This is a genomic window from Streptomyces sp. NBC_01142, from assembly GCF_026341125.1.
In the GTDB taxonomy this organism is placed as follows: domain Bacteria; phylum Actinomycetota; class Actinomycetes; order Streptomycetales; family Streptomycetaceae; genus Streptomyces.
In genome coordinates this window covers 2,732,501-2,758,635 of record NZ_JAPEOR010000001.1, presented here as the reverse complement: position 1 = coordinate 2,758,635, position 26,135 = coordinate 2,732,501, and the positions used below count along the sequence as shown (strand labels likewise).

Here is a 26,135-nt window from a genome sequence, read left to right as displayed (position 1 = left end):
GCCCTTCGCCAGACCGCCTTCGATGAGCCGCTCACCAGGCGAGATGCAGCTCCTCGGGCGAGCGATGGATCAGCGTGGGCCGCATCACGACCGGCGGGCGGTCGTCGGCGAGCCGCAGCCCGGGCAGTCTGCGGGTGAACAGGCCGATCGTCAGGCGAAGTTGTTCGCGGGCCAGCTGGGATCCGGGGCAGCCATGGGCTCCGTGACCGAATGCCAGATGCTGACGGGAGAGCGGCCGGGTGATGTCGAAGACCTCGGGCCGGTCGTAGCGTCGCTCGTCCCGGTTGGCCGATCCGTAGGCCACGAACACGGTGGACCCGGGGGGAAGTTCGGTTCCGGCGATCGTGACGGGCCGGGTGGTGGTCCGCCGGAAACCCTGGACCGCTGTGTCGTACCGTGCGGCCTCCTCCACGGCCCCCAGTATCAACTCCGGTTCGGCGCAGATCAGTTCCCACTGGCTGCGGTCGCGCAGCAGGTGGAGCAGTGTCGTGCCGATCAGCGCGGTGGTGGTCAGATGCCCGGCGATCAGGAGGTTCTGGAGGTTCGAGACGAGTTCGTGGCGCTGGTCGAGTGCGAGTGGTCCGCTTCCGGGCGCGAGCGCGGCGACCATCATCGAGCAGAGATCGTCGCGGGGGCTCGCCCGGCGGTCGCGTATGCAGGCGTCGAGCAGATTCTGGAGCGCGACAACATCGTGGGCGGCGCGGACCTGCTCGTCCGGGTCCAGCGGCCGGAACAGCAGCTCTTCCGCACGGTAGCCGCCATGCACGGCGAGGGGCACATCCGCGGGGTCGAGGCCGATCAGCCGGCCGATCACCTGACCGGGTAACTCGCGCGCGTACGCCTCCATCAGCTCGACGCCGCCGTCCGGCGCGAAACCGTCGAGCAGGGCCTCGGCGCGCTCGGCGGCGTACGGCACCAGCGCGGCGATGCGTCCGGCGGACAGTCCACGGTTGAGCGGGGCCCGGTGGCGCTGATGGGCGGGGCCGTCGGTGGAGACGACCGTGGGCCGCTTCCCGTACCCCTTGGCCAGTACCTCCAGCGCGGCGGGTGAGGGCACCACTTCGGGGAGCAGTGCGCGCACCGACGAGAATTCCTCGGGCCGCCGCAGCACTTCCCGTACATCCGCGTCCCGCGCCACGAGCCAGGCGTCGAGCTCGGGAACGAACGTGAGCCCCTCGGCCCGGCGCGCCCGCGCATAGAGCGGATAGGGATCGCGTTGCAGCTCGTCGAGCCTGGCGTGATCTTTGCTCGCCACGCGGCGCCTCCGGTCGGAAGGAAGGTTCCTGCACAGGTCCTTGCGGTGTGAGCGCGCTGTACGTCCGGCCGTGCGTTCGACGTGTGTCCGGCCATGGTGCCCGAGCTCCGCCGCGCCGGGAAGGGCCCGCGGCGCAGGGCACGCCTGTCCGCTCGGCGGTCGGAGGGCCGGGCCCGGCAGCCGGGGGGATGATGGAAATGACCCCCGGGCGGTGTCCTGGGCGAGCAGCGCCGGTGACCTCTCCCGATGCAGGAGGCAGACATGCATACGCCCGTGTGTGAACTGCTCGGCATAGAGGTGCCCGTCATCTGCGCCCCCTTCGGTCCGTGGGAAGAGGTCGAGCTGGCAGCGGCCGTGTGCGAGGCCGGCGGCCTCGGCAGCCTGGGTACAGCGGCCCGGTCCCTCCCCGAACTCAGGCAGCAGTGGTCCCGGCTGCGCGGGCTGACCGACCGCCCGTTCGCGATCAACCACACGACGCGGCCGCTCGACGAGGACGCCTTCCGGGCCACGATCGAGGAACGCCCCGCGGCCATCTCCTTCCACCTCGCGGTGCCCGACGACCTGATCGCTCGGGCTCATGACGCCGGCATTCTGTGGATCCAGCAGGTGATGGATGCCCGGCAGGCGGCCGAGGCCCTCGACGCAGGCGCCGATGTCATCGTCGCGCAGGGCGGCGAGGCCGGAGGCCACGGTGGCGAGGTGAGCACCATGGTGCTGGTACCGCAGGTCGTCGACATGGCGGGCGACACCCCGGTCGTCGCGGCCGGGGGAATCGCCGACGGGCGTGGCCTCGCCGCGGCGCTGGTCCTGGGCGCCCAGGGAGTGTCGATGGGGACCCGATTTCTGGCATCGGCGGAGATGACCGCGTCCGACGAGTGGAAACAGCGGATCGTGGCGGCGGACGCCGTCGATGCCGTCAAGGCGACCAACAGCGACGGCATACTGTCGCCGTACACCCGTCCCGGCAGCTTCGGCGTACCCAGGACCCTGCGCACCCCTCTGGTGGACACCTTGCGTGAGCATCCCGAGCGGATTGACCCGACAGAGGTCGTGCCGCTGCTGATGGAGGCTGTCCGCAGCGGGCGCGGCGACGAGTATCTGCCGTTCACCGGACAGTCGGCAGGACTCGTCCACGAGATCCTTCCGGCGGGCGAGATCATCCGCAGGGTCGTCGGCGACGCGGAGTCCGTCCTGGTCGCTGTGGCTGCCGCCGTCGCCGCCTCCCGCGCGTCCGGTCCGTCGGGTCCGTCGGGCGCAGCGGGCGCGGCGGGCGGGGGCTGAGCCGCGGCACTCGCCCGGCTCCCGGCCGGGGCCACGCACCTACGCACCTACGCATCGGGAGACCGTGCGCGCCTGGCCCTCCGCCGCCCCGAAAACGATCAAGAGGCCGTACCGGAGTTCTCCGATACGACCTCTGATCTGCGACTTCGAAAAGTCGGGACGACAGGATTTGAACCTGCGACCCCTTGACCCCCAGTCAAGTGCGCTACCAAGCTGCGCCACGTCCCGATGCCCGTCTGACCTGGGGTTTCCCCCGGCCGAACGCGCATGAGAACAATACCGCACTTCGACCGATGGTCACGAACCCCTTTCCGCGCCCCGAAGTGCTCGACCTCAATCAAACGTGAGGTTTCACGGTGGGTGTCGGACACACAGCGCCGAGTCCTGGCCGCGCCCTCCGGGGCCCGGACACGGGCCCGGGCTCGACGCGGGGAGCATGCGGGAGCGGATCGGCGGATTCCTGCGCGTCGGCAGCAGGCGGTGAGCCCGCTCAGCCCGTCGGCGCCTGCCCCAGCTCGGGGTGGGCGTCGAGCAGCTTGCGGGGTGCCGCCTGGCGCCAGGAGTCGAGCAGGATCGCGTACAGCTCCTCATCGCCCTCCAACGCCGCCAGGCGCACCCGCAGCCAGGCGAAGTTGTCGTCGTGCCCCGCACGTATGAAGAACTTGTCGGGCTCGGAGGCGATCAGTTCCTCGCGGTCCTCCTTGGGGCACTTCACGCCCATCGCCGTGTCGTCGTCATCGAGCGAGGCGAAGATCCTCCCGCCGCTCTCGAGCCGGAAGGTGGGCATGCCCCAGGCGAGCTTCTCCCTCGCGCCGGGGAGGGAGAGCGCCAGCCTCCGTACGTCGTCTGCCGTGGCCATGCGAAGACGGTACGACGCGGCACTGACACTCGCCCGCGGTCGGCAGTCCGCAATCCGCAATCCCCGGTCCGCGATCAGACGTGTTTGTCGAGCCAGGCCGTCAGATCTTCCTGCACCTCGTCGCGGTTGGTCTCGTTCAGGATCTCGTGCCGTGCCCCTCGGTAGCCCCTCCAACTGAGGTCCTCGACCCCGATGTACCGGAAGTCCTCCAGCAGCTCGTACACCTGCGTCATCCGCTGGTTGCACGGATCGTCGGTGCCGACCGCGACATGGACAGGCAGGCCGGACGGGATCCTGGCGAGATTGCGCGGGTCGTTGACCTTGCGCACCGCGCGCACCCAGTCCAGGGCGAGGCCCGCGCCGAAGGGGAAGCCGCAGCGGCCGTCCGCGACATACGCGTCGACCTCCGCCTCGTCGCGCGAGAGCCATTCGAAGCCCGTGCGCCGCGGATAGGGGTCATTGAAGGAGGCGAAGAGATCAGGAATGAACGAGGACCGGGCCGCGCGTCCGCGCTCGGCGACCTGCCGTTCGAGTGCGGTGAGGGAGCTCTCGATCTCCGCTCCCGGCAGAGTGCGGAAGGTGCCGGAGAGGATGAGACCGGACAGCCCGCCGGCGTACTCCTGGGCGTAGTCGCGTGCCAGCATCGAGCCGAGACTGTGCCCGAACAGCACCAGCGGCACACCCGGATGAAGGGCACGGAGCCGGTCGCCCGCCGCCTTCAGGTCGCGCACGATCGCACGCCAGCTGTCCTCGCCGGTGACGCCGTGGCCACCCGTGGCGGGCGCGGTCGCGCCATGGCCCCGGTGATCGGTGGCAAGGACGCCATAGCCGTGGGCGACCAGGTGGCGGGCGAACCGGTCGTAGCGCAGGGCGTGTTCGGCGGCGCCGTGCGCAATCTGCACCAGGGCGCGCGGTCGGCCACTCTCCGGCAGCCAGGTGTAGGTGGCGATCTGAACGCCGTCGTGGGCGTGCGTCAGTCCTGGACGGTACGCGGGCACAGGTCCTCCCCAGGGTCGGTTTCCGGTCCTGGGGCTGGCCTCCCCAGGACCGACGGACTCATGCCCGGTCCGTCGGTCACGGTCCCCAACTGATCCGTCAACTGCCGTGGCACAGCTGTGGCTTGTGACCCACGACGAGCCTGGATGCGGCGATCACCAAGGAGCAACACAGCGCCGGACCCACCCTGTCGCGGCGGCTGTGCGCGCACGCCGAGGACTGCGGGTGCGGCTGACGGGGTCCCGGGCGGCGCGCGATCGCTCACGCGCGCACAGACACGCGCCCCTTGCACCTCTCGCGCGCCGCGAGCGCCGGACGGCACGTCCGTGCGCCACCTTCATGCCTGTCCGCCCGACGAGCGTGCCCACTTTGGCTCAGGGGCCGCGCTGTATCGGTTTTTCCGATGTTTCCGAATGCCACAGCTGCGCATATCTGAGGCGACACTTGCCCCTCAGTGCCATATGCCCATGAAACCATTGCCGTTGGCATGTGGCAGAGAGAAGCGCGGGGGGAATGCCGTACGGCAGGACCGGACGGGCCCGTACCACACAGAGCACAGCCTCAATCAAACGTCAACGGTCCCGTTTTGGACAACGTTGGTGTCGATCTTGTACCACCTTGAATCGATCAACACCATGATGTGGTCGGCCTGTTCGGGACGGCATCACTGCCGATGCACCACCTGCTCGAACAACCGCGCGAGCAGGCGTTTCGCAGAGGAAGGCTCGCGATGGACGGTTACTTCGCCGGTCGACTGCATCATCAACTACGTGACCATGTCCGTGATTTCGCCGAGAACGAGGTGCGTCCACGGATCCCCGCCATGGAGGCGGGCCGCTCGGTCCACCGCGAGCTGTCCCGGCTGATAGCCAGGCAGGGCTGGCTCGGCGCCACCATCAGCAGAGAGCACGGCGGAATGGGGATGGGGCATCTCGCCAAGACCATCATCATCGAGGAGCTCTCCCGCGTCAGCGGCGCGATGGGCGCCATGGTGCAGGCCTCTCAGCTGGGTGCTGCCAAGATTGTCCACTTCGGCAGCGACGAGCAGAAGAAGACCTGGCTCCCCGCTATCGCCGCCGGGGAATGCCTGCCGACGATAGCGGTCACCGAACCCGATTCGGGCGGCCATGTGCTGGGCATGAGCGCCACCGCGGTGCGGGACGGCGACGACTACATTCTCAATGGCCGGAAGGTATTTGTCGGGAACAGTCATATTGGTGATCTGCACGGTGTGGTGGCCAGGACCGGGCCCGGGTCCGGGGGGCTCACCGCCTTCCTGGTGGAGTCGGACCGGCCGGGGCTCGATGTCGGCGAGCAGCAGCCCACGATGGGCCTGCACGGCTTCAGCTTCGGCGAGCTGCACTTCGACAACTGCCGTGTCCCCGCTCCGAATCGGCTCGGCGAGGAGGGCGAGGGGCTGTCCGTGGCGTACTCCTCCAGCGTGCTCTACGGGCGCGCCAACCTCACCGCCGTATCGCTCGGCATCCACCGGGCGATCCTGGAGGAGACGACGAGGTTCTGCGAGGAGCGGCACCGCTATGGCCAACCGCTCCATGAACTGCCGTCCATCAAGCTGAAGTTGGGTAAACTGCAGTCCCGGCTGATGACCGCCAGACTCGCCGCGTACCACGCAGTGCATTTGCTCGACCAGGGGCTGCCGTGCGACGCGGAGCTGATGAACGCCAAGCTGGTCAATGTCGAGTCGGCGATCGACTCCGCGCGCAATTCCATGGAGATCCACGCCGCGGCCGGACTGTTCACCGACCGTCCCATCGAACGGTATCTGCGGGACGCGCTCCATATGTTCGCCCCGGCGGGCACGTCCGACATACAGCTGCTGCGCCTGGCGGAGGTGGCGCTCGGCACGGCGAAGGGCCAGTGGTCGCAGCGGCTGTCCGACATGGTTCGGCTGGAAGCGACCGTCTGACCTAGACAAACGACGTCCCCGGGAGTGCGGGAAGCACCCCCGGGGACGTCACCCCACATCGCGTTCCGACATCCTCGGATGCCGCCCGTCCTCAGATGCTGCCCTCCTCGCGCCGGTGGATCTGTACCAGCAGCTCCGCGGCGAGCGACTTGATGGTCTCAAGGCCGGCCCGGCCCCAGGGCCGCGGTTGGGTGTCCACCACGCAGATCGTGCCCAGCGCGATCCCTGTACGGTCGATCAGCGGCGCCCCGAGATAGGAGCGGATGCCGATCTCGTCGACGACCGGGTTCCCCGCGAACCTCGGATAGTCGCAGACGTCCTCCAGAACGAGCGCCTTGCGCCGTACGACCACATGCGGGCAGTAGCCGTGGTCGCGCGCCATGAAGCGGCGGACCTCGCCACCGCCCGCCGTCGCACCCATGTCCCTGCCGCTGTGCGTGCCGGTGTGCGTACCCGCCGGGGTGTGGAGTCCGGCGAAGAACTGCCGTTCCTCGTCAATGAAGTTGACCATGGAGTACGGCGCCCCGGTCACCTCGGCGAGCTTGTGCGCGAACTCGTCGAAGGCGGGGTCCGGCCGGTCCCCGAAACCCAGCTGGCGCAGCCGCTGCACCCGCACGGGCGCCTCTCGGTCGATAGGGGTGAGCAGCTGATGCCCGGTCGGGTCGTACGTCATGTCGGTGCTCCGTAGCTCGGTGCCGGAGCCGGCACCGCGGTGGTGGTGAGCAGATGCTGGACGAGAGTGACCAGGGTCCCTATCCCGGAGCTGGCGATCCGCGCGTCGCACAGCACCACCGGCACCTCCGGCTTGAGGTCGATCGCGGCCCGTACCTCATCCGGGTCGTAGCGGTAGGCGCCGTCGAACTCATTGACGGCGACGACGAATCCGATGCCTCGCCGCTCGAAGAAGTCCACCGCGGAGAAGGATTCCTCCAGCCGACGGGTGTCGGCGAGGATGACCGCGCCGAGCGCGCCCTCGGAGAGTTCGTCCCACATGAACCAGAACCGCTCCTGGCCCGGCGTGCCGAAGAGATAGAGCACATGGTGCTCGTCCAGGGTGATCCGGCCGAAGTCCATGGCGACCGTGGTGGTGGTCTTGGACTCGATGCCGTCCAGGTTGTCGGTCGCCATGCTGACCTGGGTCAGCAATTCCTCCGTGCTCAGCGGATCGATCTCGCTCACCGCTCCCACAAAGGTTGTCTTGCCCACCCCGAATCCACCCGCGACCAGGATCTTCAGTGCGGTGGGGAAGAGCTCGCCAACTTCAGAGCCGTCGTCGTAGGCCATCGAGCACCGCCTCCAGCAATGAACGATCGGTGGGTGTGTCATGGCAGCGGGGCGCTCGCGCGGTCAACGCGCCCCAGTCCACAAGATCGGAGAGCAGCACCTTGGTGACGACCGCCGGCAGCCGGAGGTGGGCCGCGATCTCGGCGACCGAGGTCGGCCCGTCGCACAGCCCGAGCGCCAGGGCGTGCTCCGGGCCGAGCTGCGCCTGCGGGACGGTCCCGGTGGCCATCACCAGGGAGAGCAGATCCAGGGCGGCCGTCGGACGGGTGCGGCCGCCGCTCACTGTGTACGGACGGATGAGCCGGCCGGCCGCGTCGTCGAGCAACGGCCCGTCCTTGGGGGCCGGCACGCTCATTGCCCCGCGACGCTCGGCGCCCCTGCGGACTTTCTGGCCGGGGTGGTCAGGTAAGGACGCACGCTCTTGACCAGCATCGCCATCTCATAGCCGAGGACCGCGGCATCCGCCTCGCGCCCTGCGAGCACGGCGAGACAGGTGCCGGAGCCGGCGGTGGAGACGAACAGCAGGGTGGAGTCGAGCTCCACCACCACCTGGCGCACCTCGCCCCCGTCGCCGAAGCGCGCTCCTGCGCTGCGGCCCAGCGAGTACAGGCCGGAGGCGAGAGCCGCCATGTGGTCGGCGCTGTCGTTGTCCAGGCCGTGTACGGATTTCACCAGCCCGTCGGAGGAGAGCAGTACCGCATTGAGGGTGTACGGCACACGCTGGACCAGGCCGCTGAGCAGCCAGTCGAGGTCCGAGGCATGGCCGGTCGGCACATCGCTCGCCATGGTGCATCTACTCCTTGGAGGTGTTGTCGTGGCGGTGCGGTTCGGGCTGCGGTGCGGGCTCCGCGAGTGGCTGGGACTCGGCCAGGCCTATGCCCCGCTGGAAGGCCGCCATCAGGCCGGGGTCGTGGAGGGCGTGGTCGTTGTCCTTGCGGGGCAGCGGGGCGTCCCTGAGCTGAGGGATGAGGTGTTCCTGGCTGCGCCTCCTGGGCAGTTGAGGCCGGTCCATGGTGCCGCGCACCACGGGGCCGGAGGGGGGACTCGCCGTGGTGTGCCCGGTTGCGGCGGAAGGGTTCTCCGGCAGCGGGGCGTGGTTGACGCCCGGGACAGCAGCGGACGGGTTGGGGCGGTCGCTGTGTTCTCCGCGTACCGGCAGAGGGCCGGTGGCCGTCACGGCGTGCACCGGCCGGTGCTGTGGCTGCAGTTGGTGCAGTGACGGAGGCTGCTGGGGCTGGGGCTGGACGTGGGCCTGGGCCTGGGCGTGCTGAGGTAGGGGTGGCGGCTGGGGCCGGCCGTGTCGCGGCTGCGCCTCCTGATGCTGCCCATGAGGGGACTGCGACGACTGGTGCAACTGCGGCTGGCGGGGCTGTTGATGTTGCTGTGGCTGGCCCTGATGGGGCTGGGCCTGCTGCGGGATCGAGGGCGGCCTTGCGGCCGCCCGCCCCACGGGCGCCTGCACCGCGCCGGGGCGTTGCGTGGAATCGGGCGCTGTGGCCGTCCCGGCGTGCGGGAGTCCCTCCGGCTCGGAACCGAGCAGCCCTTGCGGCAGTACGAGAATGGCCTGGACGCCGCCGTAGATGTTCGACTGCAGCCGGACCGCGATGCCGTGCCTGCGGGCGAGCGCCGAGACCACGAAGAGACCGATCCGGCCGTCCTGCAGAAGATGGGCGACGTTCACCTGATCGGGGTCGGCGAGCAGAGCGTTCATCTTGTGCTGCTCACCGGCGGGCATGCCGAGGCCGCGGTCCTCGACCTCGACGGCGAGTCCGGCAGTGACGAGGCTTGCCCGCATCAGTACCTGGGTGTGCGGGGCGGAGAACAGCGTGGCGTTCTCGACCAGTTCGGCCAGCAGGTGGATCACGTCGGCGACAGCGTGGCCGCGCAGAGTGCCGTCGACCGGCGGCACCAGCTTGACCCTCGGGTACTGCTCCACCTCGGCGATGGCCGACCGGAGCACCTCGGTCATGGTGACCGGGTTGGACCACTGCCGCCGGGACATGGCTCCGCCGAGAACGGCGAGGTTCTCGGCGTGCCTGCGGATACGGGTGGCGAGGTGGTCGACATGGAAGAGGCCCTTGAGCAGCTCGGGGTCCTCCACCTCGTTCTCCAGCTCGTCGAGGAGCTGGATCTCGCGGTGGACCAGCGACTGGAGCCGCCGGGCCAGGTTGACGAAGACCTCGACCTTCTGTTCATTGCCGACGCTGCTGGAGAGCCGGGACGCCTGGACCACCGCGGCTACCGCGGCCTCGTGGGAACGTCCCAGCTCCTGCGACAGGAGGTCGAACTCGTCCCCGTCCAGCGAGGCGGGCAGGGGCGCACTGCGGGCGGGCGGGCCTTCGCCCCGTCTGAGCTGATCGACCACTGTGCGCAGGTCGGCCTGCCCGCGTGCGGCGGAACGGCGCATGGCGGCGCAGCGGTCGAGTACGGATTTCGCCATACGGTCGGCACCCAGCGCGGCGGCCGCCACGGCCGCTATGGCGATCACGGCGGTGCCGGTCAGCGCCGCCCACAGGCCGCTGGAGGGCTCGGGGGCAGCAGCGCGGATGGTGAGAACCACCCCGGTACCGCCGCTGAGTGCGGCAATGACCGTCGGCAGCACTGCGGTGCGCAGGAGTTGAGGGCGTATGCGGGCTTCCGGCGACGACGGCGGGGAATGCTGTCTTCCCGCTGACGACAGGGAGCGAGCGCCTGGCCGGCCGTGGCGCCCGCCCTCGCGACGGTCGGTCCGCGCGGCGGGTGCGCGTAGTTGAGACATCAGCGTCCTTGGTACGTGGGGCCCCAGGAATCGGCGTACGACAAGTGGTCAGCTTCGGCGCAAGGAGAGGCTCGGACACACCATATGAGCCCATCGTTGATCACCGGCCACACACGGTAGTCGCCAAACGGGCACGTGCGACGGGCAGTTGACAAACTTGCCCGCCATTCGTCCCGCTCTGGTATGAGGCATCGCACGGCAGCGCGAAAACGCCGAGTTGACCGCGGCCCTCTGCGTTCGAACACCGCGGCCCCCGCCTGCGTTCGAACACAGACGGGGGCCGGGGGCGGAAATCGGGGCGGGGCAGGGGGCGTACGCCCGAGCGTCAGGCGGTCGGCGCCACCTCGGGCGTGCCCGTCCCGGTCGGCTTGGCCCATCCCTGGGCGGGTTCCGGCGCAACCGCGCGCCACCACGACTCGGACGGCACGCTTTCGGCGGTCGGCTCGAACGGCTCGCCAGGCCGCGGCAGCGCGATGCGCGCGCCCGCCTCCGCGGCGGCCGCGACCGTGCCCTCGCCGGGCTCGGCCCACGGGTGCGGCGCAAGGTTGAACGTCCCCCAGTGGATCGGGAGCATCGCGCCGGAAGGCTTCCCGCCCTGAAGGTCGAGGTGGGCGCGCATGCCCTCCGCGGGCGTCATGTGGATGTCGGGCCAGTACTCGCTGTACGCGCCGATCTGGATCATGGTGGCGTCGAACGGGCCGTGCTCGGCGCCGATGTCCTTGAAGCCGGGGAAGTACCCGGTGTCACCGCTGTGGTAGATCCGGTGCTCGGGGCCCGCTACCGCCCAGGACGCCCAGAGCGTGTGCTGCTGATTGCGCAGCCCGCGACCGCAGAAGTGGCGCGCCGGGGTGGCGGTCAGCCGGAGGCCGGCCACCTCCGTCGACTCGTTCCAGTCCAGCTCGCGCAGGCGGTCGGCGGGCACGCCCCAGCGCTCGAGGTGGGCGCCGACGCCGAGCGGCACCGCAAAGACGGTGGCCGAGGAGGCCAGGGCGCGGATGGTGGGCAGATCGAGGTGGTCGTAGTGGTCGTGGGAGATCACGACGACATCGACCGTGCCGAGGGCCGCGAGCGGCACGGGCACGGGGTGCAGCCTCTTGGGGCCTGCGAAGGCGAAGGGAGAACAGCGATCGCCCCAGACCGGGTCGAAGAGCACCCGCCGCCCGTCGATCTCGGCGAGGACGCTGGAGTGTCCCATCCAGGTGAGCCGCAGTCCCGAGGCCGGAGGCTTCGCGATGTCGGCGAGCGTGGTGGCATGGACGGGCACAGAGCGGATCGGGGATCTGCGTGCCCGCGCCTCCTTCTGGAAGTAGATCTTGACGAACTCCTTCATGGAGGCACCGGACGGCCTGGTCCTGGCCCCCACGGGGTTCTGGAAGACTCCGTCGGCAAAGTTCGGCGAGCGGCGGATCCGCTCCATCCGCTCCCCGTCGGGATCGGCCCCGAAGGCGGCAGGTCGCAGCGCACGCAGCCGGGACCTCAGCGAGTGGGTGGAACCAGCGCCGGTCACAGCACCTCCAGGTGTTCGGGTCTTTCCATTATGTGCGGGGGGTCCGACAGCGGGAGAACGGGCCCCTTCCGGCCCTGGGCGATGCCGGAGGGCCGGGGCTCATCCCCCGGGCTGTCCATAGGCCCGTTCGATACGCAGCCTCAGTACGAGGCGTTTGTCGTCGACCATCGCCCGCCGGTAGTCGTCCCAGTCCGGGTGCTCGCCCTGCACGTCGCGGTAGAGGGTGATCAGCTCCTCGACGGTGGCGTCGTAGGGATCGGCGGCGACCGGGGAGAGCTCGGCAGTGCCCTCCACAACGGTCCACGCCCAGCGGTTGCTACTGGTCACGTGGTAGCCGGCACGGGCGTCGCGGCGCAGATTCCTGGTCTTGGCCCGGTCGTCGGTGATCGACACCCGGATGGTCCGCTCGTCCGGGTAGTACACGTGGTTCACATTGGACAGCTGGGGCCTGCCGTCCCTCTTGAGGGTGACCAGCACCCCTCCGTCGTACTCGGCGAGCAGTTTCAGCAGGGCGTCCTGTTGCGCGGCCCGGTCTGCGTTCTCCGTCATGACCACAGCAACGTCTGCCCCCGCCCCGGTGTTCCTGCGGGTGCTCCCGATGTTCCCGGTGCTCCCGGGGTCCGGGGTCCGGGGGCTTCGATGTCCCGGCACTCCGGATGCTCCGGTGTCCTGGCCTACCGGCGTACCGGGTGCTCCGGTGTCCCCGGACATTCGTGTCTCCCCGATGTCACATCCCACAGGGCGCCATCCGTCGTACGCGTGACAGCACACCGTCGTACGCATGACAGCAGAACGATCACGCCCCGAGGAGGCCCGTCATGGCCCGCATCTCGCTCACTCCACGCCGTTCGCTCCTGTTCCGCGCCACGGAGTGGTATTCGAAGCGCACGTACGGCAAGGTCCTCGACCCGGCCCGGGCGCTGGCCCACAACCCCCGGGTGCTCTGGAGCGATCTCCGTTTCGAGCAGTCGCTGGCCAGGTGGAACCAGCTCGACGCCGATCTCAAGACACTGGCCGTGATGACCACGGCGGCGTCGATCGGGTGCAGCTGGTGCATGGACTTCGGCCACTGGGAGAGCGGTCGGCGCGGTATGGACACCCGAAAGCTGCACGATGTGCCGGTGTGGCGCGACAGCGACAGCTACACCTCTCTGGAGCGCGATGTCATGGAGTACGCGGAGGCGATGACCGCGAACCCGCCCCAGGTCGAGGACGAGCTGGCGGAGCGGCTGCTCACGGCGCTCGGCGAGCCCGCGTTCGTCGAGCTGACCGCAATGGTGGCGGTGGAGAACCTGCGCTCACGGATGAACACCGCGCTCGGACTGACCAGCCAGGGCTTCAAGGACCACTGCGAGATCCCGGACGGTCCGCGCGCCGCCGTGCGCTGACACGCGGGCCCCGCCCCGGCCCGTCGGGCCCTCCCGGTGCGGAGCGCTCTGTTGACGATCATGTTGACAGCAGGTGAGGCAACTCCCGATACTGACTGGCGATTCAGTCACCCGGTGGTCGGCGCGCCCGGAGCCGGCGTGCCCGTGATCACCGTTCCCGAGGAGATCGCCGATGACCACTCCCCTGATCTCGCTCACCTGGACCGACCACGTCACCGACCGCCAGGGCCACTTGGTCATCGACCGCCTTGTGCGCGGGGTCGCCAGCGGCGGGCTGCGGATGCGCGAGGGCTGCACGCTGGAGGAGGTGGCGGGCCTCGCGCGCGGGATGACCATGAAGGAGGCCCTCCACTACAACGCGGAGGACCCGTCGGTCCGGTACATCCCGCTCGGCGGCGCCAAGGGCGGTATCGACTGCGACCCGCAGGACCCGCGGGCGTACGGGATCCTGGTCCGCTTCCTGCGTGCCGTGCGCCCGTACGTCGAGACCATGTGGACCACCGGCGAAGACCTCGGCCTCTCCCAGGACATCGTCGACAGGGCTGCCGCCGAAGCCGGTCTGGCCTCGCCCGTCCAGGCGGTCTACCCGCTGCTCGACGACGAGGCGGCAGCGCGCCGACGGCTCGCGGACGCCTTCGCCGTCGAGGTGGACGGCATCGGGCTCGACGAGCTCGTCGGCGGCTGCGGCGTCGCCGAGTCGGTCCTGGTGGCGCTCGACCGGGCGGAAATGGCGTACGAGGGAACGCGGGTCTCCGTCCAGGGCCTTGGCACGATGGGCGGGGCGACCGCCCGGTTCCTCGCCCGCGCCGGACTCAAGATCGTCGCCGTCGCCGATGTCAAGGGCACTGTCGCGAACCCGGCCGGGCTCGATGTCGATGCGCTGCTCGCGGCCCGTGACTCGTACGGGACCGTCGACCGCGCCGCCCTGCGGCACGACGATGTGGAGCTCGCGGGCGACGCCTGGCTGTCGGTCGACGCGGAGGTGCTGGTGCCGGCTGCCGTCTCGTACGCCGTGGACACCGTCAATCAGGCGCAGATCACGGCCCGTTGGATCGTCGAGGCGGCCAACATGCCGGTCCTGCCGGAGGCGGAAAAGTTGCTCGCCCGTCGCGGCACCACCGTCCTGCCGGACGTCGTCGTCAACTCCGGTACGAACGCGTGGTGGTGGTGGACCCTGTTCGGGGACATCGGCGCCGACGCGGACGAGGCGTTCACGTACACCCGTCGTTCCATGCGCGCGCTGATCGGTCAGATGCTGGCCCGCGCGGAGGCGGACGGGACGACTCCGCGGGCCGCCGCACACGCGATCGTCGCCGACCGTCTTCCGGCCATCACCGAGCGGTTCGGCTGGTACCGATGACGGCGTCGTGCGACGTCCACGGGGTGAAGACCCGGGAACGGACCTGCTGAACTTCCGCCCGGGCGGCCCCTTCCTGCGTCTCGCCCAGCAGAGGGCCGGTATCCAAGATCGCTGTGTAGGGTGACGACGTGACAAGAGTGCGGTTGAGCGTGGCGGAGCGGCGTGAGGAGCTTTTGAGCGCTGCCGTCGAACAGATCGAGGCCCGAGGTGTGGCCGCCGTGCGGATCGCCGACGTCGCGTCGGCCCTCGGGGTGAGCAACGCCCTGGTGCTCTACCACTTTTCGACCAAGGAGAAGCTCGTCGCGGCCGCGTTCACCTACGCCGCCGACGGCGACCTCGCACATCTGCGCAAACTGCTGGGCCGCCGCACCTCCGCCCTGCGCCGACTGCGTACCGCGGTCCGCTGGTACGCGCCGACGGGGCATGCCAAAGGCTGGCGGCTGTGGATCGAGGGCTGGGCGGCCGCGCTGCGCGAGCCGGCCCTGCGGGAGGTCGCCCGCGATCTCGACCAGCAGTGGAAGGCCGCGCTGACCGAGGTCATCGCGGAGGGCGCGGCGGCGGGTGAGTTCCGCTGCGAGGATCCGGCGTCCGTTGCCTGGCGGCTGACGGCCTTTCTGGACGGGCTGGCCGTGCAGATGACTTCGTACGCGGGGTCACTGTCGCGCGCCGCGATGCTGGAGTGGACCGACGACGCGCTCGCCCGCGAACTCGGCCTCGACCGCGCCGCGCTCACCGCTGCCGCACGCTGAACGGCCCCCGGGATCCCACCCGCACCCCCATACTGGGTAACTGTGTCTCAGCAGCCGCAACATCAGCAGACGGACCATCTCCCTCACGGGGTGCTGGTCATCGGGGGCAGTGGGGTGGACTCGGTCGTCCGGGTCGACTCCCTGCCGGTTCCGCTCGCCGACTCCGTCGGGGTGGGCCCGATCCGCGAATGGCCCGGCCACACCGGTGGCAACGTGGCCCTGGGCTGCCGGGCCCTCGGGCTGAATGTCACCTTCCTCGACTACATCGGCGACGACTGGCCCGGTCGGCAGGTCCGTGAGCATCTCGCCGCGGGCGGCGTGGACTTCGAGCCGCTCATCTCCCCGGCCGGGACGCGGCGCGCGGTCAATCTCGTCGACTCCTCGGGGCGCCGGATGTCCTTCTACGACGCCCGCGATCCCGCGGACCTGCGGATGCCGCGGGACTTCTATCTCCCTCATCTGCGGCGTACCCGCCACGTACATCTCTCGATCACGAACTTCACCCGGTTCCTCTACGACGACATCGAGGCGCTGGGCGTCCCGGTCTCCACCGATCTGCACGACTGGGACGGACTGGCCGACCACCACCGGGAGTTCGCGCTCCGCTCGGACCTGGTCTTCCTCAGCGCGGCGGGCGCGGGCGAGCGCATAGCGTCGGTGATGCGGGAGATCCTGCGCGAGGGGCGGGCGCAGGCGGTGGTGGCGACGGCGGGCGCGGGCGGCTCGTATCTCCTCACCCGCGACGGCAGCAGCACCCCGCGCCCCATCCCGGCGACCGCTCCGCCGGCCCCGGTGGTCGACTCCAACGGCGCGGGCGACGCCTACGTCTGCGGCTTTCTGTACGGCAGGCTGTCCGGCCTCGGCCTGGAGGAGAGCGCCCGCCTCGGCGCGGTGGCGGGTGCGTATGCCTGTACGGGAGAGGGCAGTACGCCGATCGGCCAGGCCGAGCTGTTGTCGGCCGCCGGGGCCTGACGCGCTGGTTCGTACGCCTCGCTCCGCTTCGACCGCCCCGGGGCCGGGCCGTGCGCCCGGTCAGCGGGACAGGTCTGCCGCACCCCGCACGCCGGCTGTCACAGGGGCAGCAGGTTCGGGCGCTTGGCCTCGACATGGTCGCCGGAGCTCTCGCCGCGCAGCCGGCGCCCGATCCACGGCACGAGATGTTCGCGCGCCCACTGGATGTCGTCGCGACGCACGTCGAGCGCGCCGCGCGGCGGCTGGGGCGGCCACGGCTGGTCGGGGTCGGCCGGCACGTCGAGCCCGAGTACCTGGGCGGCGCGCAGCGCGATCCGAGTGTGGCCCTCGGGTGACAGATGCAGCCGGTCGCTGTCCCAAGCACGCCTGTCCTGCACGGACTTGAGCGACCACAGATCGAGGACGGGGCAGTCGTAGCGGTCGGCGATGGACCGTACATGCGCGGTAAATGTCGCGATCTTGCCGCGCAGATGGCGCAGGACCGGCACTCCGCGCGTGTCGAAGCCGGTGGTCACCATGACGGTGCCGACCGCACCGGCGAGGTCGGCGACCGCCCGTTCGAAGCGCTCCGCGACGTCGTCGGGGTCGCTGCCGGGCCGGATGATGTCGTTGCCGCCCGCGCAGAACGTCACCAGATCCGGGGCGAGTTCCCTTGCCCTGGGGACCTGTTCCTCGACGATCTGGTCGAGAAGACGGCCGCGTACCGCGAGATTGGCGTACCTGAAGGTGTGCTCCGGCATGCGGTCGTCGAGCAGGACCGCGAAACGGTCCGCCCAGCCGACGTACATCCCATCGGGGCCCGGGTCTCCGACACCTTCGGTGAAACTGTCACCAATCGCCGCGTACGACCCGAATATGCCATTTTTCCCTGTTCTCGAATCGTCTGCCACAAGACCACATCTTTCCCTTATGGATGTGACCTACGCGACCGTAAGGAGGGGTTGACGAGGGGTGATCTATACCACCGGTCAAGTTTCGACCAACCCGGAATACGACGACTCCCCTCGCACCACGGGACGGCGGCGCGAGGGGAGAAGTCGTCAGCGCAGAGCGGTGACCAGACGTCAGAGAGGTGAGCAGACGTCAGATGGACACGCCGTGCTGGCGCAGGTAGGCAAGCGGGTCGACGTCCGATCCGTAGCTGGGACCGGTGCGGATCTCGAAGTGCAGGTGCGGGCCGCTGGAGTTTCCGGTGGAGCCGGAGAGGCCGATCTGCTGGCCGCCGGTCACGCTCTCGCCGGAGGAGACAGAGAGGGAGGAGAGGTGGGCGTACTGCGAGTAGCTGCCGTCGCTGTGCTGGATGACGACCTCGTTGCCGTAGGAGCCACCCCAGCCGGCGGAGACCACGGTGCCCGCACCGACGGACTTGACGCTGGTGCCGGAGGCCGCGGCGAAGTCGACACCGGTGTGATAGCCGCTGGACCACATGGCGCCGGAGGCACGGTAGGCGGTGCTGATGCTCGCGCCGTCGACGGGGGCGGTGAAGCCTGAGCCGCGCGCGGCACCGCTGCCGGAGTCATTGGACGAGGGCTGCGGCGCGGACGACGAGGCCGAGTCCGCGGCGGAGTTGGGCGAGGACTTGGCCTTCTTCTCCGAACGGGGCTTCGGCTCGGGCTTCGACTCGGGCTTCGATTCGGCCTTCGGCTCGGCCCTCTCCGGGGCCTTGGCCTTCGACTTCGCACCGATCGTGATCTTGAGGCCGGGGTGGATCAGCGAGGGGTCGTCACCGACGACCTCACGGTTGTCCTGGTACAGCTTCTGCCAGCCGCCGCGGACGTCGTGCTCGTCGGCGATCTTCGACAGGAAGTCGCCGGAGACGACGGAGTAGACGGTGGGGGCGGCGTTCTTCTGCGCCGCGGGTGCCGCGGCGGCACTGGAGGCGGAGGAGAAGGAGGAGGCGGTCACGGCCTTCTCCGGCGCGGCGGCGGGCGTCGTGCTGCCTGCCGCGTGGGCGCCGGTGGCACCGATGAGCGGAAGTGCGATGGCGGCGCCACCCGTACCTGCGGCGACGAATCCGCGGGTGATCGGGTTGGACTTGGGACGGCGGTGCTTACCCTTTGCGGGCATGGCGCATTCCTCTCCGGCGCCGGCGAGGTGAGCTGTCGGGTTCGGGCTGGAGATGCCCGGTCGCGCTGCTGCACGACTTCACCCCAAGCCGCTCCGGAACTCCGGAATCGGCGTACTACCTGGGTCCCCCGCTCCTGCCACACGTGGGTGGGTTCGAATTCCGGTCGGCGGCAGGATGAGGCGGTCCGTCCGGATTGACGGTGACCGTAAGCGAGTCGGTCGGGCGGGTACAAGCCATCACATTCGCGGGCCAATGATCCCTGTGACATGTCCGCAGAATTCCGGTCACCCTCCGTGGACTCAGCAGCCCAACTTTCCCCCTGACAACGGAATTCGCCTCCACAGAATCACCACACACCGTCACGGATATGATCCTGCTCACGAGCCAGGCCCCATCTCCCTTGTAGATGGGGCACGTTATGTCGAATCGTCCAATACGGACAGAAGCATCATTTAATGACGTTCACCCCCACTTGCCACCCGAAGCCTCAATACCTGCTATGACCGCAGGAATTCACCGGGGCGGTCATCCGGTTCGACCATGACCTCCCCTCCGTACGGGCAAGGACCCCGACCTCAAAATCGGACAAACCGCCACGAATCACCCTTCACTGCCTCCCTGTCGGGCAGCCGGCGGCAGCAGCCCGCGGGTGACGTCGGTCACCGTCGCGACGAGCCTGTACGGCCGTCCTCGGGACGACCCGCGGAAGCCTTCTGGCCGTCGTGGCGAATGCGGTATCGCCGAGGGCAAATCCAGCCGGGCGTTTTCCGCGTACATGCCGACCACCGGGGCCGGTGGCGACCGGATTGCTCATCGGCGCCGGGAAAATCTCGGTGGGCGCCGGACGCGGAAGTCGCCGCAATTCCTTGGAGCGGGATACGCCCGGTTCCCTGCTGCGAAGAATGCCGGTGACGGCCCGGGCCCGGTCAGCGGCGCCGCAGCCGGATCACGGTGGCGTCCATGTCACCTTTCAGCCCGGTGTGCAGTCCGTGGTGCAGCAGTACGGCTCCGCGGTGGACGGCTTTGGTGTCCAGGCATTCGTACGCCGCCGAGGGATCGATTCCGCGCTTCCTAATGTTGTTGTCAAGCAGCCGGTGTCACTGGGGGTGCGACCTGGTAGCACCGTCGGTCGCGGATCAGGGCCCATAGGACGTTGACGCGTCGGCGGGCGAGGGCGAGCACGGCCTGGACGTGTTTCTTCCCCTCGGCGCGTTTGCGGTCGTAGAACTTCCGGGAGTTGGGATCGCATCGGATGCTGACCAGCGCGGAGGTGTAGAACACCCGCTGCAATCGCCGGTGGTATGCCATGGGCCGGTGGAGATTGCCGCTGACCTTGCCCGAGTCACGCGGCGCGGGAGCGACACCGGCGAAGGCCGCCAGGGCGTCCGGGGAGTCGAACTCGTCGAGGCTGCCGCCGATGGCGGCGAGGAACTCCGCACCGAGCACGGTGCCGATGCCCGGAACACTTTGGACTATGTCGGCGAGTTCGTGCTCGCGAAACCGGCCCTCGATGAGCTTGTCCATCTCGGAGATCTGCTCGTTGAGGGTCATCACCTCCTCGGCCAGGGTGTGGACCAGCCTGGCGATGGTCTTCTCCCCTGGGATCGAGGTGTGCTGGCGCTCGGCGGCCCCGACCGCCGCCTCGGCCAGGGCCCTCGCGTTACGGACCTTGCGGTTGGCCAGCCACTTGGTCAGCCGCGAGGTGCCGGTGCGGCGGATCGCGGCCGGGGTCTGGTAGCCCGTCAGCAGCTTGAGCGGTCCGGCGTTGGTCACGTCCAGGGCCCGTTCCAGGGCCGGGAACATGCTCATCAGGGTGCCGCGAAGGCGGTTGACCACGCGGGTGCGGTCCTCGACAAGGTCGGCACGGCGTCCAGTCAGCAGCTTGAGCTCGATGGCGGCTTCGTCGCCGGGGCGGATGGGCCGCAGGTCGCGGCGCATCCTGGCCTGGTCGGCGATCACGTAGGCGTCGCGGGCATCGGTCTTGCCCTCACCGCGGTAGCCGTCGGAGGCCCGGTTGACCAGGCGGCCGGGGATGTAGAGGACCTCCTGGCCGTGGCTGACCAGCAGGGCCAGCAGCAGCGCGGGCTCGCCCCCGGTCATGTCGATGGCCCAGGTGACCTGACGGCCGTCGGCCAGGTCGAGGACGTCACCGATCAGCTTCAGCAGCTCGGGCTCGTCGTTGGCGACCCGCCGCGAGAGCAATGTCTTGCTGTCGGCGTCCATCGCAAGGCCGTGATGATGGCCCTTGCCGCTGTCGATGCCCACCCATATCCGGCTCATCGCGCTCCTGCCATGCGTATTCGTACGGTTCGTACCACGGACGACCTCGCCGGCATTGCTCTACTCAGCGACTTGTTCGCACTTCCTAATCGGCGGCCGAGTCGTCGTGGGGCGCCGGGCGGCGAAGCGAGGGAAGCCACCGTCGGCAGCAGCCTGATAGCCACACCCGACACCCCTGGGTGTCCTCACCCTACGAATGGGAGGACCAACCCGATCAAGAAGGTAGAGCAGCCTGAGCCTCGGCGGCTGCTCTCCGTAGTGCTGCGCCTGGAGCCAGGCCAGAACCACGGTCTCGTCCCCGAGCAGGTACTGCACGGCACTGAGCCCGCCCTCGGGCGCCCGCAGCCGGTGCAGCTCGCCGTGCTGAACGAGGGGCCTGATCTTCTTGTAGAGATCCACCCAGCCGCGCGCCTCGGCGAGCTCCTCCTCGCTCCACTCCGCAAGATCGCCGCCGACCCCGAGCACTCCTGCCATCGCGCTGACAAAGCGGAATCGCAGGGTGCTGACGCGGCCATTGAGCTGGAGGTTGGGACTGTCGGTGACCCATGCCGCCATGACCCGGGCCGGGTGCAGCTGCGTGAAGCCGTCCTGGATGGCGAGCCGGTCCAGCGGATCGGTGTTGTCGGAGGTCCACACCTGGTCGGTCCGGGAGAGGATCCCGAGGTCGATCCGGCCGCCGCCGCCCGAGCAGGATTCGAAGGCGACACCGGGATGCGCGGCCCGCAGCCGGTCCAGCAGCGCGTACAGCCCATGCACATGCGCGACCCACAGCTTCTGCGGATACTCCTCGCCGGGCCAGCCGGCGTCCGTGAAGCAGCGGTTGAAGTCCCATTTCACATAGTCGATGGGCGCGCTGCTCAGCAGCCCGTCCAACTGCTCCCAGAGGTAGACCTGTACGTCCTCGCGGGCAAGGTTCAGCACGAGCTGGTTGCGGAACTCGGTCCGCGCCCGCCCCGGATGGTGCTGCACCCAGTCCGGGTGGGCGCGGTACAGCTCACTGTCGGCGTTGACCATCTCCGGCTCGACCCAGATCCCGAACTGCATCCCCAGCGCGTGCACTTCGCCGACGAGCGGCGTGAGGCCGCGCGGGAAACGCTCGGCACTGGGGGTCCAGTCGCCGAGTCCGGCTCGGTCGCTGGTCCGCTGCCCGAACCAGGCGTCGTCCACCACGAAGAGCTCGACGCCCATGGCCGCGGCCCGCCGGGCGAGTTCCCGCTGCTGCTCCTCGGAGATGTCGAAGCCGGTGGCCTCCCAGGAATTGTAGAGCACCGGCCGCCCGGCCCGGGCGTCCGGGATCACATGGGCCAGCTGCCAGGCGTGCCAGGCCCGGCTGGCCCCGCCGAAGCCTCCTTCGCTCCACAGCCCGGCAAAGACGGGTGAGGTGTACGACTCACCGGGCGCGAGGCGCAGCAGCCCGGAGTCGTCGTAGCCGGCTCCGCCGGTGATCTGCACCAGTCCGTCGGGCAGCTGCTGTACGGCGATCCGCCACGATCCGGACCAGCCCAGGGCGCAGCCGTAGACCTCGCCCCGCTCCTCCGTGGCTCCGTCCGGGTCCAGCGCGACCCAGGGCAGATGCTGGTGTCCGGTGTGCCCGCGACGGCTGCTCAGCACCTTCTCGCCGTAGGTCAGCTCCGACCGTACGAGCAGGGACTCGGCCGCCCACCGGCCGTGCAGCTGGCTCAGCCGCCAGCGATCGCGCCGGGGCAGCGTCCATGCGGCGGCATCGGCGCGCAGCAGCTCCAGGGCGGGACCGTCCCCTTCATGGGCGACGGTGACCCAGCGCTCGATGACATCGGCGTCGGCGCGCATCCGGTGGTGCAGGGTGAGGCCGAGGCCGTGCGCGGCGTCGGTGAAGCGGAGCCGCAGCTCGTCGCCGTCCACCACGGCGTCGCCGAAGGTCCACTCGGTGCCGCGGACCGTCTCCGTACGGACGGACAGGGACGGCCTGACAAAGCGCGGCCCGCCCTCGACCGGATACTCCTCGTGCCCGTCGAGCTGCGACTCGAACGGCCAGTAGGGCGGCGGGCCCTGGGCCGCGAGCGCCTCCGCGTCAACCCCGCGGATCCGTGGACCCCAGTGAAGATGCAGTAGCTCGTCGGCACCTGTAAGACAAAAGGCATAACTGCTTGCGGATCCGGAGAGAACCCACATACGACCGTTGCCAACGCTCTCAATCATCCCGACCTCTCAGATTCTCACAGATCCGCACAGGCCCGCACATCATCCGCCGTCAACCGCCGCGGGGACAACGCCCTTGCGGGCAGTGGCCGAGATGATTGCCGTACGAATCGATGTCGTATCGTCGAGAACACGCCATCGTCGGCGAGCAGCGCCGGCGGCCGTCCTTCTTCAGGAGCCCTCGTGACGCAGCAGCTGCCGCAGGTCCCGTCGACAGAGCCCGAGCTGACCGGAGTTCGCAACTTCCGTGACGTGGGCGGTCTGCCGACTGCGGACGGCCGGCGGGTGCGGTACGGCAGGCTCTTCCGCAGTGGCCATCTCGCGCACGCGACCGAGAGCGACGCCACGTTCCTCGCCGCCCTCGGCCTGCACACCATCTTCGACTTCCGCAATGCCGCCGACCAGAAGCTGGAAGGGCCCGACGTCGAGCTGCCCGGCGTACGGAATGTGAACCTGCCGCTCACCGATCCGGCGGAGGGCGCCGAGTTCTGGAAGATGGTCCGGGACGGCGATCTCGACCAGCTGAAGTCGATACTGTCGGACGGCAAGGGGGCCGGCCGGATGTCGGCGTCGTACCGGACGATCATCAAGCACCGCACCGCCGAGCACAGCAGCGTCCTGCACGCCCTCGCCGAGGACAGCGTCCCGGCGCTGATGCACTGCGCGGCCGGCAAGGACCGCGCGGGGCTTTCCATCGCGGTGTCCCTGCTCGCGGTCGGCGTCGAGCGCGACGCCATCGAGGCGGACTATCTCAAGTCCAATGACCCGCACCGCCGTTACGTGGTCCGCCGCAACGACAACTCCCCGGCGGGGATGTCACCCGAAGTGATGGAGTTGCTGAGCCCGCTCTTCGACGCGCGTGCCGAGTACCTGGCCGCGGCCTTCGAGACGATCGAACAGACCTGGGGCACCACCGAGCGCTACCTCACCGAGGGCCTGAAGGTCAGCCCGCAGACCCGCGAGCGGCTGCGCGAGCGCCTTCTCGACGAGGTGTGAGACCAGCGTGAGAGAGGCGTGAGACAGGCGTGAGCGGGGCGCTGGACGGCTACTGGTTCTGGCCGCCCAGCAGGAACAGCAGATAGAGAAACCCGGCGAACAGATGGCCCGCCACCAGATAGGCGAAGAGCCGGATGACCAGCCCCCGGGGAAACTTCTTCTCCTCGTCGTGTTCGGACACAGCAGTCCTCATTTCTGATCTCAGGTGTGCGGGTGGAGGTCGGGGCTCTGCAGCAGCGTGTGAACGAACAGCAGCTCGGCCCCGTCGCGCGTGGCCGCCGCGATGCGGTGCGGGGTCTGTGAGTCGAAGTGCGCGCTGTCTCCGGGGGACAGCTCGTGCACCGTCTCCCCCAAGGTGAGCTGCAGCCGTCCGGCGAGGACATACAGCCACTCCTCGCCGGGATGCACCCGCACCACATCGCCCTGGGCGCCGTACGGAACCACCAGCCGCAGCGCCTGCATCGCCCGCCCGGGTCCACCGGCCTGGTGGTAGGTCCAGCCGTCGGCCGCGGCCGGCTCCCGGCTTCCGGCCCGGATGACGGGCCGGCGCTCGGGCGCCTGCTCACCGAGCAGCTCGGCGACGGTCGTACCGTAGGTCCTGGCGAGTGCGAGCAGCATCGGCAGCGACGGCTGGCGGTGGCCCGTCTCGAGCCGCGAGAGATGGGCGGGGGAGAGCCCCGCCCGCTGGGCCGCGGCTTCCAGCGTGAGGCCTCGGCGGCGGCGCAGATCGCGCAGACGTGGCGCGACCTCGGGCAGCGTGGTGGCCGACCCTCCGTCAGGAGATCCGGGGTCGGGGGATTGCTCCCCGTGGTGGCTCTGCATGAACCCATTGCGCCAGGATTTTCCCTCTGGGGCAAACTTTTTGCCCCAGAGGCAAAAGTCTCAGCGATTCGCGACGGCCTGCCTGACCAGTGTCTTGCCGAAGTCCCACATCAGCCCGCCACCACCGTGGGCATCGTCCATCACGGCCGTAAACGCCTCCACGAACCGCTCCACATCCCGCTCGCCGATGGTCAGCGGCGGAATCAGCTTGATCACTTCCATATGGTCGCCGGAGACCTGGGTGAGAATGCGGTGCTTCTGGAGCAGCGGCACCACCACCATCTGCGCGAACAGACCCTTGCGGGCCGCCTGCAGCATGGTCCAGCGGCTGCGCAGCTTGATCGAGTCCGGTCGGCCGAACTCGATGCCGATCATGAGGCCGCGCCCCCGTACCTCATGCAGCAGCTCATAGCGGTCGACGAGCGCGGCCAGCCGTGACCTCAGCAGCTCGCCCGTCACCCGCGCGTTCGCGACGACATGCTCGTCCTCCAGCACCGAGAGCACCGCGAGTCCGGCGGCCATCGCCTGGGCGTTGGAGCCGAAGCTGGCCGAGTGCACCAGCACCCGGTCCATCGACGAGTAGACCTTCTTGAAGATCCAGTCCTTGCCGAGGGTCGCACCGACCGGTACGTAGCCGCCCGAAAGTGCCTTCGCGACACAGACGAGGTCGGGCTCGACCCCCACCTCGTACTGGTACGCGTAGAAGTCGCCGGTCCTGCCGAGGCCGGTCTGCACCTCGTCGGCGATCAGCAGCGCCTGGTGCCGGTGCAGCAACTCCTGTGCCGCGTACAGGAATCCGGGCGGTGTCGCCTGTACGCCCTTGCCCTGGATGGGCTCCACGACAAAGCCCGCCACATCGCCGCGCGTCAGCTCCCGCTCCAGCGCGGCCAGATCACCGAGCTCGATCGCCGTGTCGGGCAGCAGCGGCGCGAATCCGTCCCGGAAGCCCGACTCCCCGTTGACCGAGAGGGATCCGGCGGTGAGCCCGTGGAAGGCGTGCGAGCAGTACAGGATCCTCGGCTTCCCGGTCGCGTACCGGGCAAATTTCAGCGCGGTCTCGACCGCCTCCGTGCCGCTGTTCCCGAAGAACACCCGGTCCAGGTGCGGACTGTACGCGAGCAGCTTCTCCGCCAGCAGCCCCGGCAGCGGCTGGCAGTCGAAGCGCGTCAGGTCCGCGAGCGAGGCGTCGAGGACGTCGTGCAGTGCCTTGCGTACGACGGGGTGGTGCCGGCCGAGCCCCATCACCCCGAAGCCGGCCAGCATGTCGAGGTAGTCGTTGCCCTCGGCGTCCCAGAAGTGCGCGCCCTCGGCACGTTCGTAGACCTTGTCGAATCCGATGGTGTGCAGCATGCGCGGCAGCTGGTGGTTGAGATGTCGCGTATGCAGCTCATAGCGCTCGGCCCCGCGCTCCGCGAGGAGCCTTGCCAGGTCGAAGCCCTTGGGCGGCACGGTCAT

The 26,135-nt window shown here is 69.4% G+C and carries 25 protein-coding genes, 1 tRNA gene and 1 riboswitch; of the genes, 7 read left to right on the top strand and 19 right to left on the bottom strand.

What is annotated here, in order from left to right; all coding sequences use genetic code 11:
* Positions 1–31 precede the first annotated feature (31 nt).
* Positions 32–1,255 carry a cytochrome P450 gene (locus OG883_RS12585; RefSeq protein ID WP_266539185.1) on the bottom strand — a complete coding sequence of 408 codons (1,224 nt, stop codon included), beginning with the start codon at positions 1,253–1,255 and terminating at the stop codon, positions 32–34.
* 261 nt (positions 1,256–1,516) lie between these two features.
* On the opposite strand from OG883_RS12585, the gene OG883_RS12580 reads away from it, so the two are divergent.
* Positions 1,517–2,536, top strand: a complete 1,020-nt coding sequence (locus tag OG883_RS12580; protein ID WP_266539183.1) for a nitronate monooxygenase family protein — start codon at positions 1,517–1,519, stop codon at positions 2,534–2,536.
* A gap of 154 nt (positions 2,537–2,690) precedes the next feature.
* On the opposite strand, the gene OG883_RS12575 is transcribed toward OG883_RS12580, so the two are convergent.
* The 3 genes from OG883_RS12575 to OG883_RS12565 form a co-directional block, all read right to left on the bottom strand.
* A tRNA-Pro gene (locus OG883_RS12575) sits at positions 2,691–2,764 on the bottom strand.
* 262 nt (positions 2,765–3,026) lie between these two features.
* Positions 3,027–3,395, bottom strand: coding sequence for an MmcQ/YjbR family DNA-binding protein (locus tag OG883_RS12570; RefSeq protein ID WP_266539181.1), 369 nt, complete (start codon positions 3,393–3,395; stop codon positions 3,027–3,029).
* A 74-nt stretch (positions 3,396–3,469) separates the two neighbouring features.
* Positions 3,470–4,393: an alpha/beta fold hydrolase gene (locus tag OG883_RS12565; RefSeq protein WP_266539179.1), complete on the bottom strand. Its 924-nt coding sequence runs from the start codon at positions 4,391–4,393 to the stop codon at positions 3,470–3,472.
* Between the two features lie 728 nt (positions 4,394–5,121).
* Here OG883_RS12565 and OG883_RS12560 point away from each other — a divergent pair.
* The gene (locus tag OG883_RS12560) at positions 5,122–6,318 is read left to right on the top strand and encodes an acyl-CoA dehydrogenase family protein (RefSeq protein ID WP_266539177.1); all 1,197 of its coding nucleotides are present in this window, start codon (positions 5,122–5,124) and stop codon (positions 6,316–6,318) included.
* 91 nt (positions 6,319–6,409) lie between these two features.
* On the opposite strand, the gene OG883_RS12555 is transcribed toward OG883_RS12560, so the two are convergent.
* The 7 genes from OG883_RS12555 to OG883_RS12525 all read right to left on the bottom strand — a co-directional run bounded on the left by OG883_RS12555 (position 6,410) and on the right by OG883_RS12525 (position 12,416).
* Positions 6,410–6,991: a GAF domain-containing protein gene (locus tag OG883_RS12555; RefSeq protein ID WP_266539175.1), complete on the bottom strand. Its 582-nt coding sequence runs from the start codon at positions 6,989–6,991 to the stop codon at positions 6,410–6,412.
* The gene (locus OG883_RS12550; RefSeq protein ID WP_266539173.1) at positions 6,988–7,602 is read right to left on the bottom strand and encodes an ATP/GTP-binding protein; all 615 of its coding nucleotides are present in this window, start codon (positions 7,600–7,602) and stop codon (positions 6,988–6,990) included. The genes OG883_RS12555 and OG883_RS12550 overlap by 4 nt, the downstream gene beginning before the upstream one ends.
* Positions 7,580–7,951, bottom strand: a complete 372-nt coding sequence (locus OG883_RS12545; protein ID WP_266541468.1) for a DUF742 domain-containing protein — start codon at positions 7,949–7,951, stop codon at positions 7,580–7,582. The genes OG883_RS12550 and OG883_RS12545 overlap by 23 nt, the downstream gene beginning before the upstream one ends.
* A 2-nt stretch (positions 7,952–7,953) precedes the next feature.
* Complete coding sequence (locus tag OG883_RS12540) at positions 7,954–8,388, bottom strand: roadblock/LC7 domain-containing protein (RefSeq protein ID WP_266539171.1); 435 nt, start codon at positions 8,386–8,388, stop codon at positions 7,954–7,956.
* Positions 8,389–8,395: 7 nt separating this feature from the next.
* Positions 8,396–10,360, bottom strand: a complete 1,965-nt coding sequence (locus OG883_RS12535; RefSeq protein WP_266539169.1) for an ATP-binding protein — start codon at positions 10,358–10,360, stop codon at positions 8,396–8,398.
* A 325-nt stretch (positions 10,361–10,685) separates the two neighbouring features.
* Complete coding sequence (locus OG883_RS12530) at positions 10,686–11,867, bottom strand: MBL fold metallo-hydrolase (protein ID WP_266539167.1); 1,182 nt, start codon at positions 11,865–11,867, stop codon at positions 10,686–10,688.
* Positions 11,868–11,966: 99 nt separating this feature from the next.
* Complete coding sequence (locus OG883_RS12525; protein WP_266539165.1) at positions 11,967–12,416, bottom strand: PPOX class F420-dependent oxidoreductase; 450 nt, start codon at positions 12,414–12,416, stop codon at positions 11,967–11,969.
* 269 nt (positions 12,417–12,685) lie between these two features.
* Here OG883_RS12525 and OG883_RS12520 point away from each other — a divergent pair, with 269 nt between their 5' ends.
* The 4 genes from OG883_RS12520 to OG883_RS12505 all read left to right on the top strand — a co-directional run bounded on the left by OG883_RS12520 (position 12,686) and on the right by OG883_RS12505 (position 16,336).
* Positions 12,686–13,255, top strand: a complete 570-nt coding sequence (locus OG883_RS12520; RefSeq protein ID WP_266539163.1) for a carboxymuconolactone decarboxylase family protein — start codon at positions 12,686–12,688, stop codon at positions 13,253–13,255.
* A gap of 172 nt (positions 13,256–13,427) precedes the next feature.
* The gene (locus tag OG883_RS12515) at positions 13,428–14,615 is read left to right on the top strand and encodes a Glu/Leu/Phe/Val dehydrogenase dimerization domain-containing protein (RefSeq protein WP_266539161.1); all 1,188 of its coding nucleotides are present in this window, start codon (positions 13,428–13,430) and stop codon (positions 14,613–14,615) included.
* Positions 14,616–14,743: 128 nt separating this feature from the next.
* A complete protein-coding gene (locus OG883_RS12510) occupies positions 14,744–15,364 on the top strand; it encodes a TetR/AcrR family transcriptional regulator (RefSeq protein WP_266539159.1) in 621 nt (206 codons plus the stop codon).
* 93 nt (positions 15,365–15,457) lie between these two features.
* On the top strand, positions 15,458–16,336 hold the full coding sequence (locus tag OG883_RS12505) for a carbohydrate kinase family protein (protein WP_266541465.1): 879 nt from the start codon (positions 15,458–15,460) through the stop codon (positions 16,334–16,336).
* A 98-nt stretch (positions 16,337–16,434) separates the two neighbouring features.
* On the opposite strand, the gene OG883_RS12500 is transcribed toward OG883_RS12505, so the two are convergent.
* From OG883_RS12500 to OG883_RS12480, 5 genes are all read right to left on the bottom strand, one after another.
* A complete protein-coding gene (locus OG883_RS12500; RefSeq protein WP_266539157.1) occupies positions 16,435–17,226 on the bottom strand; it encodes an SGNH/GDSL hydrolase family protein in 792 nt (263 codons plus the stop codon).
* 193 nt (positions 17,227–17,419) lie between these two features.
* Positions 17,420–18,403: a M23 family metallopeptidase gene (locus OG883_RS12495; RefSeq protein ID WP_266539155.1), complete on the bottom strand. Its 984-nt coding sequence runs from the start codon at positions 18,401–18,403 to the stop codon at positions 17,420–17,422.
* Positions 18,404–18,407: 4 nt separating this feature from the next.
* Positions 18,408–18,563, bottom strand: a riboswitch (cyclic di-AMP (ydaO/yuaA leader).
* 767 nt (positions 18,564–19,330) lie between these two features.
* Positions 19,331–19,480 (bottom strand): GH36 C-terminal domain-containing protein, encoded by a 150-nt coding sequence (locus OG883_RS12490; protein ID WP_266541461.1) that lies wholly within the window; start codon positions 19,478–19,480, stop codon positions 19,331–19,333.
* Between the two features lie 7 nt (positions 19,481–19,487).
* Positions 19,488–20,684: an IS110 family transposase gene (locus OG883_RS12485; RefSeq protein ID WP_266539015.1), complete on the bottom strand. Its 1,197-nt coding sequence runs from the start codon at positions 20,682–20,684 to the stop codon at positions 19,488–19,490.
* Positions 20,685–20,744: 60 nt separating this feature from the next.
* Positions 20,745–22,862, bottom strand: a complete 2,118-nt coding sequence (locus tag OG883_RS12480; protein ID WP_266539153.1) for an alpha-galactosidase — start codon at positions 22,860–22,862, stop codon at positions 20,745–20,747.
* 183 nt (positions 22,863–23,045) lie between these two features.
* Here OG883_RS12480 and OG883_RS12475 point away from each other — a divergent pair, with 183 nt between their 5' ends.
* Complete coding sequence (locus tag OG883_RS12475) at positions 23,046–23,858, top strand: tyrosine-protein phosphatase (RefSeq protein ID WP_266539151.1); 813 nt, start codon at positions 23,046–23,048, stop codon at positions 23,856–23,858.
* A 49-nt stretch (positions 23,859–23,907) separates the two neighbouring features.
* Here OG883_RS12475 and OG883_RS12470 read toward each other — a convergent pair whose 3' ends face one another.
* From OG883_RS12470 to OG883_RS12460, 3 genes are read right to left on the bottom strand one after another with little or no spacing between them, the layout of a single operon-like run.
* Positions 23,908–24,051, bottom strand: a complete 144-nt coding sequence (locus OG883_RS12470) for a DUF6126 family protein (protein ID WP_266539149.1) — start codon at positions 24,049–24,051, stop codon at positions 23,908–23,910.
* Between the two features lie 8 nt (positions 24,052–24,059).
* Positions 24,060–24,680 (bottom strand): XRE family transcriptional regulator, encoded by a 621-nt coding sequence (locus tag OG883_RS12465; protein WP_266539147.1) that lies wholly within the window; start codon positions 24,678–24,680, stop codon positions 24,060–24,062.
* Positions 24,681–24,740: 60 nt separating this feature from the next.
* Positions 24,741–26,135 (bottom strand): aspartate aminotransferase family protein, encoded by a 1,395-nt coding sequence (locus OG883_RS12460; protein ID WP_266539146.1) that lies wholly within the window; start codon positions 26,133–26,135, stop codon positions 24,741–24,743.

Coding starts and splice junctions, on each gene's coding strand:
- OG883_RS12580 (WP_266539183.1), top strand. CDS start 1,517: ATGCATACGCCCGTGTGTGAACTGCTCGGCATAGAGGTGCCCGTCATC.
- OG883_RS12570 (WP_266539181.1), bottom strand. CDS start 3,395: ATGGCCACGGCAGACGACGTACGGAGGCTGGCGCTCTCCCTCCCCGGC.
- OG883_RS12560 (WP_266539177.1), top strand. CDS start 5,122: ATGGACGGTTACTTCGCCGGTCGACTGCATCATCAACTACGTGACCAT.
- OG883_RS12555 (WP_266539175.1), bottom strand. CDS start 6,991: ATGACGTACGACCCGACCGGGCATCAGCTGCTCACCCCTATCGACCGA.
- OG883_RS12550 (WP_266539173.1), bottom strand. CDS start 7,602: ATGGCCTACGACGACGGCTCTGAAGTTGGCGAGCTCTTCCCCACCGCA.
- OG883_RS12540 (WP_266539171.1), bottom strand. CDS start 8,388: ATGGCGAGCGATGTGCCGACCGGCCATGCCTCGGACCTCGACTGGCTG.
- OG883_RS12535 (WP_266539169.1), bottom strand. CDS start 10,360: ATGTCTCAACTACGCGCACCCGCCGCGCGGACCGACCGTCGCGAGGGC.
- OG883_RS12525 (WP_266539165.1), bottom strand. CDS start 12,416: ATGACGGAGAACGCAGACCGGGCCGCGCAACAGGACGCCCTGCTGAAA.
- OG883_RS12520 (WP_266539163.1), top strand. CDS start 12,686: ATGGCCCGCATCTCGCTCACTCCACGCCGTTCGCTCCTGTTCCGCGCC.
- OG883_RS12515 (WP_266539161.1), top strand. CDS start 13,428: ATGACCACTCCCCTGATCTCGCTCACCTGGACCGACCACGTCACCGAC.
- OG883_RS12495 (WP_266539155.1), bottom strand. CDS start 18,403: ATGCCCGCAAAGGGTAAGCACCGCCGTCCCAAGTCCAACCCGATCACC.
- OG883_RS12485 (WP_266539015.1), bottom strand. CDS start 20,684: ATGAGCCGGATATGGGTGGGCATCGACAGCGGCAAGGGCCATCATCAC.
- OG883_RS12480 (WP_266539153.1), bottom strand. CDS start 22,862: ATGATTGAGAGCGTTGGCAACGGTCGTATGTGGGTTCTCTCCGGATCC.
- OG883_RS12470 (WP_266539149.1), bottom strand. CDS start 24,051: ATGAGGACTGCTGTGTCCGAACACGACGAGGAGAAGAAGTTTCCCCGG.
- OG883_RS12465 (WP_266539147.1), bottom strand. CDS start 24,680: ATGCAGAGCCACCACGGGGAGCAATCCCCCGACCCCGGATCTCCTGAC.
- OG883_RS12460 (WP_266539146.1), bottom strand. CDS start 26,135: ATGACCGTGCCGCCCAAGGGCTTCGACCTGGCAAGGCTCCTCGCGGAG.